This is a genomic window from Leptospira brenneri (assembly GCF_002812125.1).
GTDB lineage: Bacteria > Spirochaetota > Leptospiria > Leptospirales > Leptospiraceae > Leptospira_A > Leptospira_A brenneri.
In genome coordinates this window covers 122,898-140,551 of the sequence record NZ_NPDQ01000004.1, presented here as the reverse complement: position 1 = coordinate 140,551, position 17,654 = coordinate 122,898, and the positions used below count along the sequence as shown (strand labels likewise).

The 17,654-nt window shown below is 35.9% G+C and carries 14 protein-coding genes; 9 read left to right on the top strand and 5 right to left on the bottom strand.

All coding sequences use genetic code 11. The annotated features are described in order from the left end of the window. Position 1 precedes the first annotated feature (1 nt). Entirely contained in the window at positions 2–841 is an 840-nt protein-coding gene (locus CH361_RS09770) for an undecaprenyl-diphosphate phosphatase (protein WP_100790654.1), read from the top strand. Here the strand turns inward: CH361_RS09770 and CH361_RS09765 are convergent. Continuing rightward, positions 821–3,340, bottom strand: coding sequence for a SpoIIE family protein phosphatase (locus tag CH361_RS09765; RefSeq protein ID WP_100790653.1), 2,520 nt, complete (start codon positions 3,338–3,340; stop codon positions 821–823). The genes CH361_RS09770 and CH361_RS09765 overlap by 21 nt on opposite strands. Positions 3,341–3,394: 54 nt before the next feature. Between CH361_RS09765 and CH361_RS09760 the strand changes: the two genes are divergently transcribed. The 3 genes from CH361_RS09760 to CH361_RS09750 are packed head-to-tail and all read left to right on the top strand — an operon-like array spanning position 3,395 to position 7,164. Beyond that, complete coding sequence (locus tag CH361_RS09760) at positions 3,395–4,576, top strand: class I SAM-dependent rRNA methyltransferase (protein ID WP_100790652.1); 1,182 nt, start codon at positions 3,395–3,397, stop codon at positions 4,574–4,576. Positions 4,577–4,601: 25 nt separating this feature from the next. Beyond that, a complete protein-coding gene (locus tag CH361_RS09755; RefSeq protein ID WP_100790651.1) occupies positions 4,602–6,026 on the top strand; it encodes an MBOAT family O-acyltransferase in 1,425 nt (474 codons plus the stop codon). A gap of 1 nt (position 6,027) precedes the next feature. Then, complete coding sequence (locus CH361_RS09750) at positions 6,028–7,164, top strand: DUF1574 domain-containing protein (protein WP_100790650.1); 1,137 nt, start codon at positions 6,028–6,030, stop codon at positions 7,162–7,164. Here the strand turns inward: CH361_RS09750 and CH361_RS09745 are convergent. Next, on the bottom strand, positions 7,161–7,760 hold the full coding sequence (locus CH361_RS09745) for a J domain-containing protein (RefSeq protein WP_100790649.1): 600 nt from the start codon (positions 7,758–7,760) through the stop codon (positions 7,161–7,163). The two genes, CH361_RS09750 and CH361_RS09745, sit on opposite strands and share 4 nt — an antisense overlap. 63 nt (positions 7,761–7,823) lie before the next feature. Between CH361_RS09745 and miaB the strand changes: the two genes are divergently transcribed. The 3 genes from miaB to CH361_RS09730 all read left to right on the top strand — a co-directional run bounded on the left by miaB (position 7,824) and on the right by CH361_RS09730 (position 11,686). Beyond that, a complete protein-coding gene (gene miaB, locus CH361_RS09740; protein ID WP_100790648.1) occupies positions 7,824–9,200 on the top strand; it encodes a tRNA (N6-isopentenyl adenosine(37)-C2)-methylthiotransferase MiaB in 1,377 nt (458 codons plus the stop codon). After that, entirely contained in the window at positions 9,193–10,785 is a 1,593-nt protein-coding gene (locus CH361_RS09735; protein WP_100790647.1) for an LptF/LptG family permease, read from the top strand. The genes miaB and CH361_RS09735 overlap by 8 nt, the downstream gene beginning before the upstream one ends. A 70-nt stretch (positions 10,786–10,855) precedes the next feature. Then, entirely contained in the window at positions 10,856–11,686 is an 831-nt protein-coding gene (locus CH361_RS09730) for a hypothetical protein (protein WP_100790646.1), read from the top strand. Here the strand turns inward: CH361_RS09730 and CH361_RS09725 are convergent. Then, positions 11,683–12,489, bottom strand: a complete 807-nt coding sequence (locus CH361_RS09725; RefSeq protein ID WP_100790645.1) for an FcpA-related putative periplasmic flagellar protein — start codon at positions 12,487–12,489, stop codon at positions 11,683–11,685. The genes CH361_RS09730 and CH361_RS09725 overlap by 4 nt on opposite strands. 51 nt (positions 12,490–12,540) lie before the next feature. Between CH361_RS09725 and CH361_RS09720 the strand changes: the two genes are divergently transcribed. Beyond that, a complete protein-coding gene (locus CH361_RS09720; protein WP_244279783.1) occupies positions 12,541–12,996 on the top strand; it encodes a methylglyoxal synthase in 456 nt (151 codons plus the stop codon). Positions 12,997–13,014: 18 nt separating this feature from the next. Continuing rightward, positions 13,015–13,572 (top strand): hypothetical protein, encoded by a 558-nt coding sequence (locus CH361_RS09715; protein ID WP_100790643.1) that lies wholly within the window; start codon positions 13,015–13,017, stop codon positions 13,570–13,572. Here the strand turns inward: CH361_RS09715 and CH361_RS09710 are convergent. After that, positions 13,529–15,565 (bottom strand): tetratricopeptide repeat protein, encoded by a 2,037-nt coding sequence (locus tag CH361_RS09710; protein ID WP_100790947.1) that lies wholly within the window; start codon positions 15,563–15,565, stop codon positions 13,529–13,531. The two genes, CH361_RS09715 and CH361_RS09710, sit on opposite strands and share 44 nt — an antisense overlap. Then, entirely contained in the window at positions 15,546–17,579 is a 2,034-nt protein-coding gene (locus CH361_RS09705) for a 6-bladed beta-propeller (RefSeq protein ID WP_100790946.1), read from the bottom strand. The genes CH361_RS09710 and CH361_RS09705 overlap by 20 nt, the downstream gene beginning before the upstream one ends. Positions 17,580–17,654: the final 75 nt, after the last annotated feature.

The following is a 17,654-nucleotide window of genomic DNA, read 5'->3' as shown; positions in this document are numbered from 1 at the left end:
AATGGACAATACTTTAAATGCGTTTCTCCGTGGCATCATTGAAGCTGCCACGGAATTTCTGCCTGTTTCCTCAACGGGCCATCTCTTTCTTTTCAGTTACTTTTTTTCTTTTGAAAACTTAAAAATCGATCACGAAGCTTTTGAAGATCTATTTGATATCTTCATCCAAACAGGGGCAATCCTATCCGTTGTTGTTTTATATTTCCAAGTTTTATGGAAACATACAAAAACAAGTTTTTTGTTTTTAACAAAAAAGGGAAGTGATCGAACGGGTTTTGATTTCTATAGAAATTTAATCGTTGGAATTTTGCCGATTCTGGTTCTTGGATTTGTTTTCAAAAACAGTTTGGATCAAATCAAATTAAGGCCAGACCTCCTTCTCATTCTTGGACTTTCCTGGTTCGTGGGTGGTGTCATTATGGTAGTTGTCGAGAAAAAACACTACGATGAAAGTAATGGTCGGGCCATTGGTATTAAAGAATCAATTTTTGTTGGTTTTTTTCAGTGTTTTGCTCTTATCCCCGGTGTTTCGCGTTCCGCTGCTACGATCATCACAGCAAGGACACTTGGTGTGTCTAAAAAAGATTCTGCAGAGTTTTCCTTTTTTCTAGCAATTCCTGTTTTGACATTAGCTGGTCTATATAAACTTTATAAACATAGATCCATTTTAAATTCAGAGACAATTGGTCTTCTTCTCTTTGGAAGTATTGTATCGTTTATCATTTGTTATTTTATCATTCGATTGTTTATGGCTTTTATCCGTAGAAGGAGTTTTATATCCTTTGGCATCTATCGGATTTTTCTAGGACTTCTTGTGATTTTATACTTTTTCCGCGGCTAAAAAACTTAAATAAAATTCTTTTTTGTCTATATGACCTGTTCTATCAAGCAGATGCAGAAATAACTTAGTGTTCTGCTTATGGAACTTATTACGTAAAAATAGTCTCTCAGACCAAATCACTGATTCATTATATTCCCCGTTTTTGTAGAGAGCTTTTGCTGTCATATGGATATAGTCCTCACGGTTTGGTTTTTTTGCTGAGGCCAATTTAAGGTTTTCCACTGCGTCTTTCCAATTTTTCAATTGGTAATATAATTTACCCGCCAAAGCAAAAAAAGTTGGATGCGAAAAGTTTTCCATAAGAGGAGATAACCTTTCCAAAGCTTCCCTATACTTTTCTTCTTTCGTTTTGTTTTTAATTTCTAGATATTCTTTTCTTACATAATCAGGAAGTGACATCCTGTGAGTTTTTGGATTGTATTCTATTTTTAAAAAGGAAAGGTCATCGGTGATTTCACCGCTATTTATAATTTCATCGACTAAGTTTAATAGATTGGCCTTTGCTCTTTCGGCAAATCGCAAAATCAACGTCTCATCTTCATTGATAGAACGTATTTTTTCATCTTCATTTTTAAAACCAATATCATCTCGTCCATCAGAACCAATCAGTAAAATATCTCCAGGTTCTAAAGATAGAGTTTTGATTTGAAAATACTTCTCATTTTTTGGAAAACCTAATTTCCGCATTGTAAGTTCTGTTTCAATAAAAGATGCCACTCCATCTCGGTAAAGAATACTCCAAGGATGTTCTGCGTTGGTATAGTATATAAATCCGTCACTCGCAACCATTCCGAGAACTACACTTGACAACATGGATCCGTCAAAGCTGGCAAAAACTGACTGGAGTTCAAGATATAGATCTTTTAGCCAAAGCTCCGGTGGACGCGACTTACTATAACTAGACTTTGCCCTGGAAAGTACAGCTTGGAACACAACCCCAAGTACAAGAGCTCCACCAGCACCTTGGATGGATTTACCCATTGCATCCCCATTAGCAAAAACAGTATAAATCCCTGAATCTAAGTGAACAGTTCCTACAATACAAATGTCGCCACCAATTTCTCCGTCTTTTCCTCGGAAATGAAATTTTTTCTTTTGGTTGGTATAGGTTTCAATTTTAATCTCAGGGATTTGATTTTCGATTCGGGCAAGAGGGTGGATGAGAAGGGATGTTAAAAAATAATCTCCATCTTGATTTTCTTTTAAGATTTGTAATTGGTTTAAGGATTCATTTAAAGCATCCGTCCTTTCCTCCACTTTTTTTTCTAAGTTTTTATTTAAGTCTTCAACTTCTTCATTCAATTTCACAAATGAATTTGCTAAGATGATGGCTAAAGAAACATTAAAGACAAGGAAAGTATAACCCATTACTCTTGGGAATACCCAGTAGTTACGATTTGTGGCTGAATCCATAATGGCAGCGATGAGGACGAAGGTAATGCCTATTGTAATGTAAAAGGCTCTTCTTTCTTTTTTACGTAGGTTTTTGAATAGAATCATAAAAATTAAAACTACATACAAAAGCCAGGTTGGTTGAATTAAATTCGTTAAAGAGAAACTAAAAATTTCTATATTCTTACTTACGGCAAAAAATAGAAAAAATAATAATTGAATAGAATCTAAGACTTTTCCAAAAATATTGTATTTTTCATCAAACAAAGTTCTAAGAAAATGATACATTAATGGTATTAGGAGTAGAATTACCATATATTCTAACTTTTTCATTGTTAGAAATGAAAAATCAAATTCGTACTTAAGTTGGTTTCTTAGAAAATTATAAATTACGAATGAAAAGGAAAATAATGCAAAAAAAAGATTTTCTCTATCTTTTCTTCGCCTAATGAACAAAAAGAGGAAATACCCACCAACGGTTGTATAAATCGTCAAAAAAAGTAATTTGATAAATTCATCTTTATAGAATCTAGAAGTGATTTTGTCAGTGGGACCAAGAATTGTTTCATCTTGTTCAATGCCACCGGAAGTTTTGAAATAGGGTTGGATTTTGATGATGAGTAAGTTTTTTTTTCCATAACGAATGGCAGTTGCAGGAATCTGATAGATTCGTAATTTATCATAGGCTTGTGGTTCTTCTGAATTCCATTCTCCCGTATTGCCGATCATCTGCCCATTGAGATAGGTTTTGTCCCGATCGTTGATGATACCAAGCCGTAAACTGAATTGTGTGAATTTATCTTCAGGAAAAGAAATCCACTTCGCAAGTGTTACTATTTTCTTTTCTGCATAATTTTCTTTTTTTTGGTATAAATTTCCGGGGATAGACACTCTTTTCCATTCTTTCTCAAGGAAATTGGATTCTGTAATGGATTGGATTTCACGATCAGTGAGGTCGATTTCCTTCATATACCAAAGGGAATCTGGATCATTTTTCTTTGTGTCTAAGGGAACTATCCGTTCCTGGTTTGTAGTAGAATTTGGTATTGTTTGTGGATGGAGTAGGGAAAAAGAAAAGACAAGAAAAATGAGAATCGATTTTATCATATATAAACGAACCCTTACGTTCTTAACACTGTAATCTTTCCAAATGGATTCTAAATGGTCATTCGATTAAAGAAAAATAAAGAAAAAGCAATATTAAATTTTCATCCTTGGGTATTTTCAGGAGCAATTGCTTCCGGAGAGAATGATTTGACTCCAGGTTCTATTGTTCGCGTCGAATCCATCACCGGTAGTTTTTTGGCCTGGGGTCATTACGATCCGAAAAGCCAAATTCGAATTCGATTGTTCTCTTTTGAAGAATCTAAAAATGGAAGTGACGATTCGTATTGGATGGATCATTGGAATGAAATTTACGAGTCAAAGAAAAACCTAATTCCAAAAGATACTACCGGATTTCGACTCTTTCATTCGGAAGGCGATTCTGTTCCAGGAATCGTTGTTGATTGTTACCATAAAACGGCTGTTATGCAATTAAAAACTCCAGGTGCACTCGGATTGCGAAAATTACTCATTTCATTTCTGGAATCAAAAGGTTACGAAACGATTTTTGAAAGAACAGATAAACCGGAAGGAAATAAGGAAGGAGAATCAATTTTTCATAAAGGGGAAGAACCGGAACCAATTTTTACGGAACATGGAATCCGGTTTATTTCTGATATTACCAAGGGACAAAAAACCGGATTTTTTTTAGACCAGAGAGAAAATCGGGCTTTGGTTGCGCATTATGCATCCGGTAGAAAGGTTTTAAATACGTTTTCTTATTCTGGGGCTTTTTCTGTTTATGCTTTGTTAGCAGGGGCAGAACTTGTACATAGTCTCGATATTTCCAAACAAGCCATTGATATTTGTGAAAGAAATTTAGTTCTGAATGGTCTTAGTTCAGAAGGGAATCAGGCGAGGCATAAGGGTTTGGTTCAAGATAGTTTTGACTACTTAAAATCAATGGAGTCTAGTTTTTATGATCTCATCATTTTGGACCCACCCGCATTTACAAAGAGCATTTCGACTGTGAACCAAGCAAGTCGTGGTTATAAGGACATCAATATGCGGGCCATATCAAAAATCCAAACGGGAGGTCTTATCTTTACCTTCTCCTGTTCCCAACATATTTCCTTTGATTTGTTTAAAAAAATTGTTTTCGGAGCGGCTAAGGATGCAAAAAAGAGAGTAAGAATTTTACACCATCTAACCCAGAGCCCAGACCATGGTTATTCTGTCTTCCATCCAGAAGGAGAATACTTAAAAGGACTTGTGATTCAGGTTGATGGAGATATATAATCTCAGACATTGGTGAAATCTTCGAATGAAATTTACATCCCTTAGTTTTCTTTTATTTTTCCTTCTCGTGTATTGTTTGCATTGGGTTTTTCGAGGCAAACTCAGATTAGGATTTCTATTTTTGGCTTCGGTCGGATTTTATGCTGCTTGGTCGATACCCTTCGCATTTCACTTTTTACTCATAGTTGTATTAAATCATTTTTTTAATCAACAAATCTTAAAAAACAAGTCCAGCTTCTGGTATCCTGTTTCTTTATTTGTAAACTTTGGAAACTTATTTCTATTTAAGTATTTTTATTTTCTTTGGGCTTTGTTCTTTGAAGTGACTGGAAGTGCTTTTTTTGCACCAGAATCAATCCAAGGTTTTTTAAATTCACAGTTTGGTGTTGATTCCATCACTTTACCTCTAGCGATTAGTTTTTATACCTTTCAAATGGTTGCTTATACGATTGATATCAAACGCGGGAATGCGGAAGAGAATCCGAACTTTCTACAATTTGCGCTTTTTATTTTCTTTTTCCCTCAACTAGTTGCGGGTCCTATCGTTCGTCACGGTGAATTTTTCTATCAACTAGAAGTATGGAATGCAAAGAAAGAACAACTCTTTGAAGGATATTACTTAGTTTTTCTGGGTCTTTTTAAAAAAGTAGTTCTTGCTGATAACCTATCTCCTGTCATTGAACCGGTTTTCCAAAATCCAGAGCATTATGATGGAGTGACAAACCTCATTGCAATGTTTGGATATGCTGCAAGAGTTTTTTGTGACTTTAGCGGTTATACAGACTTAGCAAGGGGGCTTGGAAAACTTCTCGGAATCAATTTACCAGAAAACTTCCATTCACCGTATCTTTCTGCTTCTGTTCGAGAACTTTGGACTCGGTGGCATATGACACTTGCCACTTGGATTAAGGACTATATATATTTCCCTTTAGGTGGTTCTAGAGTTTCCGAATTACGTGGATATTTTAATTTAATCGTCACTTTTACATTGGCAGGTTTTTGGCATGGTGCCAATTTCACGTTTATCATTTGGGGTTTTTTACACGGACTTACTCTTAGTATTGAAAGAAAGATTGAACTCATTCGTAAACCGGATAAAACGATCAAACCTCCTAAGTGGAAAAAATTCTTAGGTGTGATTTATACATTTTCATTTTTTGTTTTTACCATTCCATTTTTTAATGCACCTTCCGTTCACAATGCTTTAACGATGTATGGTCGGGCATTTACGTCGGCTGCTGGAGAAAGGACAAATAAATCTGAACTTGTCTTATACAGTTTGATTCTTACTTTTTTACTAAACTACTTACAAGGAAAACCAAGTTTTCCTAGAGAAAATTGGTCTACTAAGATGTCTCTTGGTTTTCTTTTGTTATTTTCCTTAGTCATCACAATATTGTTAGGTTATCTTGCACCGGGAGGGACGGAATTTATTTATTTCCAGTTTTAATATGAATTTTAAATTTAAGTTTCCAGTTGTAATTTATCCAATCCTTCTTGCTTTTTCTCTTTTTCTTTTAGATAAAATTTTCTTTTTACCAATCATTGTAGAAAATACCTACAGTTGGAAAAAAATTGAAAGAAAATTTTATGAACTCAAAGAAGATCTTTTTGAAGTAATGCTTGAAGAAAGGAAAAAAAATCCCTCCAAAGAAATCGGTCTTATTTTGGGAAGTTCGAGGTCTGGAGAATTTGATTCCGAAATGTTGGAATTATTTTTTCCTAATACAAATTCCTTTAACTTTGCGGCACCCTTTGGTCCTCCAAGTTTTCAAGCATACTGGTTAGAAAGAACTTTAAATGCAAATCTTCCATTAAGATATGTACTGATAGAAGTCGATCCGCTTTTATTTTCTCAGTCAGCAATCGATTACTCCCTAAACGGCTCCTATGATAATGAATATGTCCTAAAAAATATAGATTTTTATAGAACTAAAATCAAAGATCCTTGGGAAGCGAAGATTGAAGGTTTCTCAACTGATGAAGTAGAAATATATTTATTAAAGAAACTTTTTGCTTTGTATAAATATCCTTTAGATCCAACAGCCATTAAGGCCAATAACAAAGAAATAGAGGTCGGTTTTTTTCCTGGTATGTCTGTTGGGATTACAGGCAAAGATCATAAAAGAAATTATATCGATAAAATAAAACATGTGAATCGTGTCAAATTTGGAGCACTTCCTAATGAAATCAAATTTGCCAATATGGATGTTTTTTTAGAACGAGATGCAGAGGCGATGTACAACCAATACCTAAAGGGACAAAGTTTAGCACCGACTCAAGTGTATTTTTTCAAAAAAATGTTGGAACTACTGAAAGGAAAAGGAATTCCTGTGATTGTATATTTTCCCGCTGTTTCCGATGCACTTCGAAGACGAATGGCAACCGATGGACTATTGGAGAAATTCAATGCAGAGGTAAAGAAGGCAGTTGCACTAGCTGCGGAAACTCCGAATTCAAAGTTTACCGTTGTTGATCCCAATATTGATCCTCGTTGGGTTTGTAAAGATTTTGTGGATTCTCTCCATTTGAGTGGAGCTTGTTTTCCAAATCTACTTCCCATTCTTTTTCCCAAAGAGGTTCGTTAATTTCTTTTTTCCTTCCGCTTCTCTAGTCCTTTTTTGAGAAAGCGGAATCGGAAAATTAAATACCCAATCCCACTGCAAATGAGAAAGACCCCAGAACCCCAACCAGAGGTATAGTCGATCCAATGTTTTTCATTTTCTAGATTTTCGTTCCAAAGGGAATGGGCTAAGATGAGCCCTGAATACAGAAGTAAGTTCAAAACCATATACACTGTGGTTTTTTTAAGAACCCAAAGTGTGTCTCCCATTTCTTCTCGAAACTTGGCAAACTCAATTAAGATTTCCTGGTAGGTTTTGTTGTGACCTAAGCGGTAGACATCATAAGCTTCTTCCATCTCGGGATCTTTTGCCTTTCCATCCAGAAGGACAAATTCAAAATCCAAACTCGAATCATAGTCCTTTCTTTTTTTGGGGTCGCTTAAGGTCAGGTAGGCCCGTGTTAGTTCTAGGATTTTCTCCTTTGCCTCTGGAATTCCCGCCTGATCTAATCTTTCCCAAAACTCTAATTCCTTTAGGTAGATCGCCTCAATGGTCTCGGGAGTGGATTCTTTTGTAACCCCTAAAATTGCGTAGAAGGTTTCCCGTTTTGTCCAGGTCATATACTCTTTTTAGTCCCTATCTTCTTTGCTTTACAAGGAAATTTTCTGGAAAAACATATCATTATGAACCCATCCTTGACAGAAACACCAGTCGCAGAAAGTCCTATCCAATTGGGAAAGGTCTATGTGGAGACCTATGGGTGCCAGATGAATGAATACGATTCTGGGATTGTTAAGGAATTATTTCGAAAAGAAAATTACGAATCCGCAGAAACGATCGAAGACAGTGATATCATCTTTCTGAATACCTGTGCCGTCAGAGAAAACGCTCACGCCAAAATTTATGGTAGGTTGCAGTCTCTCGGTTATTTAAAGAAAAAAAATCCAAACCTTGTCATTGGTGTCCTTGGTTGTATGGCTCAGAACTTAGGGGAAGATCTTTTCCATCAAGAACTTCCTTTGGACCTAATTGTTGGTCCTGACAATTATAGAACTCTACCAGAACTCATACAAAAGATCAGAGGTGGGGAACGAGATGTTCAACTAACACGTCTTTCTCGAACAGAAACTTATGATGAATTAGAACCGAAAGTTGTTAATGGAATCCAAGCCTTTGTCACCATCATGAGAGGCTGTAATAACTTTTGTACTTTTTGTGTGGTTCCTTATACCAGAGGAAGAGAACGGAGCCGCGAACCAGGTTCCATTGTGACAGAGATCCTTCAGTTAGAAGCGATGGGAGTCAAACAAGTCACACTTCTTGGTCAGAACGTAAATAGTTATTCTTATGAAAATACAGACTTCTGCGCGCTCGTGGAAAAAATATTAGCTGAGACTACAATCGAAAGGGTTCGTTTCACTAGCCCACATCCTAAAGATTTTCCTGACCATTTAATTTCCTTAATGGCTAAAGAGGAAAGGTTTTCTTCTCAAATTCATATGCCTTTGCAAGCTGGAAGTTCCAAAGTGCTAAGAGATATGAAACGAAGTTACACAAAAGAGGAGTATTTGGATTTGGTGGCAAGCATCCAAAGCCGAATTCCTGATATCGGAATTACTTCGGATATCATTGTGGGTTTTCCTGGTGAAACAGAAGAAGAGTTTCGTGAAACTTTAGAAGTTGTTTCAAAAGTTAAATTTGATATGTCTTATATGTTTAAGTATTCTGAACGAGAGGGAACGATCGCAAAACGGAAGTTTATGGATGATGTTTCTGAAGAAACCAAAAGTAAAAGACTCATTGAACTCGTGGAATTACAAACGAAAATCTCACATGAAAAGAACCAGTCAAAAATTGGCCAAGAGTTTTCAGTCCTTATCGAAAATACTTCAAAAAAATCAAAACTTGAGTTATGTGGTCGTTCTCATTGCGGAAGGATGATTGTTTTCCCAATTCCAGAAGGAGGCTCTACAGATCTTTCTGATTGGATTGGAAAAATTGTGAAGGTCAAAGTAGAATCGGCTACTAGTGCCACTTTAAAAGGAAAACTAGTTGTCTAAACCGGTTGACTTAAGGACGGTTCGTGTTTTTTCGAAAGATGATTTACCACCAGGCTTTATGGTGGATACGGATCGTTTAGGAAAATGGAAACGTTTTAAACCATCTATCCTTCGAATTTATATTCTAAAAGAAATTTTGAGCCCTTTTCTTGTGGCTTTATCCTTTTTTACGATGATCTATATGGCTGTTGCCATCCAAAAGATGATTGGACTTTTTGTGGGTAAGGGAGTCGATTTTTTTCGACTTCTTGACTATATGGGATATGTTTTTGGAAATACACTTCCCATGACAATACCTATGGCTTGTTTGATGTCGGGAATTATGGCTGCTGGACGGTTGTCTGGCGATTCCGAAATTACAGCCATGCGAGCTTCAGGTGTTTCCTTTCCATACATATATTCCAATTTTCTAGTTTTTGGCTTTTTAATGACCTTAATTGTTGGTTACTTAAATTTTTATTTAGGACCAGAAAACACTCGTAAGATGAAGGATTTTGATAATTGGATTGCCACTTACAATCCGTTACTTGCCATTCAACCTGGACAATTTTCTGGAGATAAAACTCAAGATTTCTTTTCTGAAAAGGGAAGAACCATGTATTCTGGTGGGATTGATGAAAGTGGAAATTTAAGTAACGTTCAAATCCGTGAATGGGCAATCTCCGCAGATGGGACAGATATCATTATGGTAAATAATTTGGCAGTTCCGATGGGTGGATCTAAAATGTTACAAATTATAAATGCCAGAGAAGGGTTGTTAGTTGAGAAAAAAAATCTAAGCGGAGAATATGAAAAGTCTGTTCGTTTGCGAAAGGGATATGTAATTGAGTGGGATCCAGAAACAAATGCCATAGGGATCACAAACTTTATGGATGGAGAGATGGATTACAATACTCCGGCAAAAAAAGATACAAAAACAATGAGTATCAACGTAAAACCGGATACTTTTTCCTTACCGATGTTATTTGAGATTCGTAATGCAATCGAATCGGAAGGACTAGAAAAAATTCCGGGTTTAGAAATTTTGAAAGAATATGGTCTTTCCATCAAAGGAGTGGGTGGGCTCAAACAAATGGTAGAGCAGTTTAAGTATGAGCTCATCATTGGAGCAAGTTCAGGCAGCCAAGAGGATATGGCTCAAAAGTTTGCCCTGTTCACTCAACTTTCTGAACTTTTAAACGAATCCAAAAAAACTCTGACTGGTTTCAATGTGGAAATTCACAAACGTTTTGCCACACCGATTTCTTGCCAAATTTTCTTTTTTCTATCTTTTCCTTTGGGTCTTGTTGTCAAACGTTCGGGAAAAGGAATGAGTTTCACCTTAGCCGTTATTTTTCTTTTGATCTATTATACTTTTTTTATATTTGGATCAGGTATTTCTTACAAAGAAAATGTTCCTGATTGGGTAGGCCCTTGGTCTGCAAATATTGTGATTGCTTCCTTGTCTATATACATTATGATTTCGCGTACTGATGCTAAATTGCCAGAGCCGATCAGGATTCGTTTGGGTTTTTATTTTCGGTTTCGGGATCGCCTTTCTGATAGGATCGAATTGATAAAAAATCGCTTCCGAAAAGACAAATGAGATAAAATTTGCTAGAAAATTCCTCTCACTACGGTCCTATAGAATCAGTTGGAAATAGAGGAGATCTGGTTTGAAAACATCTTATATTTGGAATCTTTCTGAGGGGCGCGCTTTTCCGGTAGAGCTCTGGAAACATTCAAAAATCAAGATCCAAGTCAACCAAATGGACTTGAGTGAGATTGATCGTATTGCGATCACTCCGAATGATATTCATATTTTATTTCTTCAGGTTACATTGCTTGAATGGAATAAAATCCAACAGACCATAGCCACTTCCTTCGAAGGAAGTCCTTTTGTTTCTTTGATTCTGATTTCTTCCCCTGATGGAGCAGATCAAATCCAAGCAGCGGTTCAGTCACAACCGAAATATTTGGTTTTGGAGAATCCTCTCCATGTTAGAGAATTGCGGATGATTTTAGATCGAACTATCCAATCGGAATCTTACAAAGCAGCTGCGTTAGATATTGGTAATTCTTGTTTAGAAAATGTCGGGTTCTTTGAGGGTGTATTTTCTTTGGCCCACCAAGAATATGAAGAATCCAAAAAGGAAAATGAAGCCTTACGTTCTATTTTGCAGTATGAAGAATTGGTAAAACGATCCCAAGCAGGGATCAGTACAGCTTTAGAAAAAGTCAATGATATGAAAAATCAAGAGCTGATTGAACTTCATGAACGTGTGAAAGCCAGCCAAAAACTTGATGAACTTCGTGAAAAGGAATTAAAACAAGCTTTAGAACTACAAAAAGCAACAGAACAAGTATTAAACTATTCCAGAATCGAAGAAATGAACCTGGATAAAATATTAAGAGCACAAGACCGTCTTTTTGAATACACGGAACAAGAGATTAAAGAACTAGTAGAAGAAAACAAATCTCTCAAAAAGAAACTTGGTTTGATTTAAAAGTCTTTTCCTACTTTTTCTTCGATTCCAGCATATTCTTTCGATTCGCGACCATAGTGGATTTCAGCAAATCGCAATAAATGTTTTTTCTTTAGTTCCTTAAACTCGTAATAGAGTTCTTGATTTTTGGATTTTAATGCTGTTTGTTCCATTTTTTCATAGGACAAAGCAAGGAGGCGATGTGGTTCTGCTTCCGCTTCATTTTTTGAAGAAAGTTCCATATATCGCTCGGTGAAATCAATCACTTGTAGATAATTTTTAAAAGCTTCTTGGTGTTTGATGTACTCTCGGTAAATTCCAGATTTTAAATCTAAGTAGGGGGCACTTTCTTTTACCTTTGGATTTTCTATCTTATCCAATAGGTTCATACCTTTTATCAATTTCGCAACGGTTTGGGATCTTAAGTCAAAGATTTGTTTTTGAAATTCCTTTTCTTTATTTTCCCTTCGAATTTGTTTTTGCCATTCATAACGATCTTCGTAGAAAACTTCTTTTTTGGATTCTTCCCTGTTTTTCTCGATTGTTTTTCTACCTAGTTCAAACTGATCGATCGCCGTAGAGTATTCTTTGTTCGCATCTTGCCAACGTTTTTGCGAATTTTTTTCATCAATTAAATTGAGGATAGAAATGGATTCTAGTTTGGAAGCATCATCTCCCCAAGGAGAACCAGATTCCGGGGCCGTAGGTAGAATTGACTCCACTCGAGTTTCTGCAGACGCGGATGGTTTATTGTCTTTGGAACTAAGGGAATAACTTCCTAGGAAAATCAAAGAAATCGATAAAAATAAACTAGGAAATTTCATTTACAGGGAAACTTTCCTTGAATCCTAGATATTGGCAAGAACTATCAATCTATGGTACTAATTCAAAGAAAAATGGAAATCACCAAAAAGATCGTCCTCATCGCTCATGATAACAGAAAAGATGATTTATTGGACTGGGTGAAATATAATAAAGGAACTTTAAGCAAACACCACCTTTCGGCTACAGGGACGACTGGGAAACTGATTCATGAACAAATTGGGCTTCCTGTTTTTCGTTTCATATCCGGACCACTTGGGGGAGACCAACAAATTGGATCAAAGATTGTAGAAGATGGAATTGACTTTATGGTCTTTTTCTGGGATCCGCTTTCCGCACAACCTCACGATCCAGATGTTAAGGCATTACTAAGAATTGCAGTACTTTATAACATTCCGATGGCATGCAATCGCTCTAGTGCCGATTTTTTAATCTCTTCTCCTTTAATGGAAACTGAATACAGTAGACAGTTGATTGATTATGGATCAAGAATTCCATCAAAGAACTAAACGATTGTTTGCTGAAGAATGAACTGGTTTTTCTTTAAAAAAAAACAAAGTTTAAATCTAAGCCCTGAAGCCATAGAAAGAATTAATGAGGAATCCAGAAAACTAGGTATTCCTCAAGTTTTGGTTTTAGATTTAAAACAGAATCCTAAAGATATTGGTCAGGTTCTAATTCGTTTTGCTGATAGAATACCAACTGATTCTGGTTATTTGAGATGCGAAGGAAAAGATACAGAAAAAAAACTATCCTTTGGGGAACTTCGTTATGAACTGGGGAAGTTTTATTTTTATCCAAACATTGATTTAGAATGGAAGAAAACTCCAAATCCTGGGATTCAAAAAATTACTTCCAATTATACGTTTTCAGAAGTTCCAATCTATTTAGAAAAAGAAGAATTCTATAAACTAAAACCTATCTTAAAAGACTGTTTCCTTAGGGAAGGTGTCGCCTCTATTTATATTAAAGGAACCAGTTGCCAATTGGAAATTTGTGATCTGACTTTAGAAAAAGAAAAACGAATTTCAGATGATCTTCTTACTTATCTTTCTTCTCTTTACCAGGGTCCTTGGGAAGAATAACATCATCCCCAGTTGCAAGTTCCTTTTCCCAACCACGTATATTTGGTTTTATGGAAGAAATCGATTTACCTAATTCAATGATCTCTCCTTGAAATAAGGTTTTTCCTTTCCTTTGGAATTCTAATTTAGAATTTTTTTGTAAACCGTCGTCCTTTCCTAAAGATACAATGACTTCGTCTTTTTTAATTTTTAAAATCTTTCCCTCTTTCGGAAGTATCTCTTTAATTCTTTCCCCGATTCGGTGGATGACAGTCGGTAAACTATCTCGTCCCCTTTGATTTGTTGACCAAGTGGCAATGTCTTTCAAACTATCTCTATCATATAAAGAAACATCCAAACGAATGTCTCCATCCTTAATCTGGTATTTCCCATGGACAATATAACGAATTTTTACAGCATTCCTTCGTTTCGTATCCAAAAGATGTAAATTATCAATAGCAAACGGCAGAGTTTGGGAAAACGGATGATAACTTACTTCTTTAAGAGAACTACGAATTTGATTAAATTCGCTTCCGTCGACAACGCGTACAGATTGGATTTGTTTTAAGTTGTAACGTAAGGCTTCTCCAAGGAGTCTACCTGCTTGCAAATGATATGGGAAAGGCAAACTGGACTCCAAATCAAATACATAAACTTCAGGACTGTAACGAATGAGATTTTCTTGAATTTGGTTAGGATCAACTTGAAGGTATCCTTCTTTAAATTCAATGGATTCCTTCAGACTCTTAATAGAGAATTCTAATTTGTTTTGGAGTTTAAAAGAGTTGGGGTCTTCTTCCCGTAAACGTAATAGCAGATTGGTATATTTGACCGCTTCCCCGGTTTGGTTGTAAAACTCTAAAAGTTCTTTTCGAATGACTGGTGTCTGTGGGCTTAAGTCTTTTGCTCTTTTTAAATGAAATAAGGAACTTTTATGATAAAAAGAATGTTTTTCAGAATAAAACCGGTCCCTTCTATAATCTCCTAGTTCTCGTCGTAATTTCGATTCTTCTTTTTCTTGAAGAATGGAATATTCTTCTGCTTCGAAACGTAACACTTCATCTAAATCATCTAATTGTAAGGCTCGTCTATAGTGATAAGTTGCAAATTTTACTTCACCTAGTTCCCATGCCAAATTTGCTTCTAAACTGTGATAAAACTGGTTATCTGGAAATTCTCTGGCAAGTTCGTAAATCGTTCGAAAAGCTTTACGTTTGATTTCTTTGTCTGATTGGGAATTTGATAAGATGATATCATGGTAAACAGTATAGAGCCTTGCTTGTTCTCCTTTTGGATCAAGATTTAACGAATTTTGAAGGGCTTCTTCTACAAGAGGTAATACTGATTTTAATTGATTCGGTTGAAAGTAGTTTTGATATAAAAGAACTTTTGCCTTAAAGGCAAAACCTTCTGGATCGTTTGGTTCTTTTTTTGTATATTGATCAACTGCATTCAGCGAATCTAAATAATTTTGTTTTGTGAAGTATAACTCAGTCAACATACGTAAAAGATCCGATGGATAGTCAAGTTTTGTTGCTAAAGTTTTAATTTTGTAGATGGCAGAATCTAACTTACCTTGTTTTTGTAAGGATTTAGCTTCCGTAATTCTTAATGCAGTTTGGTTGGGAAACTCTAAAAGTAATGGGTCAATGAGTTTGGAGATAGAAGGAAAATCTGAATCCAAAAGATAAATTTCCGAAAGGCCTGTCACCGCTGGAATATGTTTGGAATCTCGGTTTAAAATTTCTAAATAGAATTTTTTACTTTCACGATAGGCACCAAGTTTAAAACTGCAGTCAGCTATTCCAAGTTTCGCATCCATTGAGTTATGATTTTTTTGTAATGCAGATTGGTAGAGTTGGATGGCTTTTCTACAATTGTTTTCCGCTTGTAGACGTCTCCCTTCTTCAATATCTTCCAAGGCACTTGGTTCCGCATTAAGTACGGAAAAAAATAAAAAAAGTCCAAACCATAAAAAAATGGTAAATGTAGATTTAACGAGGTTCTGGAACAAAATATCCTCCTTCATCTCTACCTTTGACTCCTCTATGTTCCACTCCAATCGCAAGTTTAATATATCGATTGATTAGTTCTGGATTCGTATCCGTTTTATAAGAAAGAATGTATCTGTAGTCAATATGTGACTTCAATTGTTTATATAACTCTCTTTCTTCTCCTTCGCCGTCCAAAACAATATACCGACCGTTTGTGGATCCCGTCATGTCAGACCATGACTCTTCTAAGGATAGATTTGGATTTACTGTTAAAACATAAATAGGAATGGAATGAGCTTTAGCAAAAGCAACAATTCTGGACTTTTGGTATTGTAAAAAACTATCTTCTCTACTTTCTCCAGAAACCAAATAAACAAGTGCTTTTGGTCCCGTTTCTAACGAAAGTTTTTGAAGTGCAGCAATACTTGCTTTCCCGAAATTAAATTTTTCTTCCGGAACGCTGTCTCTTATTTTTGCTAAAATGTCTCGTAAGGAAACCGTTTCTGGTAATATTAAATTACTATCCTTTCCTGCTCGGTACAAAGAAATTTTGTCAGTATCACGCAAAGAGCGAAAAAAAGGAAATAACCCATCTTCTAAAGCTAATTTTGATTTTTTTAAACCTTCACTATTTTCGTAAATCATAGCAACGGTTAGCTTGTCATTTAGTTTGTTTTTCCTGGCTAAGGAAAAAAGAGGAGTCATATTATCGTTTTCAAAAATTCGAAAACTCAAACGATCAATTCCGACAATCTCTTTTCCTGCACGATTACGAACTCTAGTATAAATATGAATGTCAGGAAATCCGGATGTATCCACAGATTCAATTTTTAAGTCCAAATTGGTGAGTAGGTAATTTTTTTGTGAAAAAATATCAATCCGGTGTTTCCCAAAATCAACGAAATATAAACTCCCAGTTGAATCCATATTTGTCGCAAATGGTCTAAACAAAACCCGGTAGACTCCCTTTTTATCCCGGAACTTACTTAATTGTTTCCACTCACCATGTAACAAAGAGTAGGTCCAAATTCCAGTTAATTCGTCCGTTAAAAAGATTTGGTTGTCTAGGATACGAATACTTCTTGGTTTTTTCCATTCTGGTTTTTCGATTGTGCTAAGAGTATTTCCATCATTATCAAAAATGACAACTCTCAAATTTTCTTTATCTACAACGTAGATTTTTCCATCATGAATTGTAATACCAGAAGGATTTCCTAGTTTAGAACTTCCGGATCCTTGAATTTCCAAAACAAATTTTCCATTTGCATTGAATTTTTGGATTCGTGAATTTCCAGAATCTGCTACAAAAAGATTTCCAGAAGGATCAATGAAAATGGAAGAGGGTCCTCTAAACTGGCCTGGCCCTTTTCCTGACCCTCCAAAGGAAGATACAAAACTTCCTGATAAGTCAAAGAGTAGAACTTCATCACGGGCAAAGTCAGCCACATAAATCTTCTGATTGTAATAAGCCAAAGAAACAGGCCTATCTAATTTTCTAGTGATTCCACCTCTCCAATTAGAGATAGGGGTTCCGGCTGCATTAAATTTGATAATATTAGAAGTATCAAATCCTGCGACATAGAAATTGCCATCTTCATCAAATGCAATGTCAACGGGGTTACGAAATCGGTAACCTCTAATGGAATCGCCTTCAATCGTTTTAAAATAAACTTTCTCTTTATCGGTTACGCCACCGGCGATTGCAAGGCGAAGTGCTTCTATTTTATTTACGATTAACAAATCGTTTTTAGCTTTGGATGTTAGAATTTCTAATTCATCGAGTGCTTCTTCCCATTCACCTAACAAATAGTAATTGTTGGCTAGTTCTAATCTTGCAAGATGGAAGTCTTTTTTTAAATTAACGGCTTTTTGAAAACGTTCTTTGGCTGCGGAGTATTCTCTTAAATTTTTATAGGTAAGGCCGCGTTTGAATTCTTCCTTGGCATTCTCCTCACCCAAGGAAAAGTTGGGAAAGTCCAGAGGGAAAATTTGTGTGCTCACCAATAGAAAGAAAAACGATAGTAACTTTCTCAAAGAGAATCCCTCCATCCCCAATCTAATGGGACATAATTTGCAAGTCAACCCCTTCCTTGGGATTCGGAACCGGGT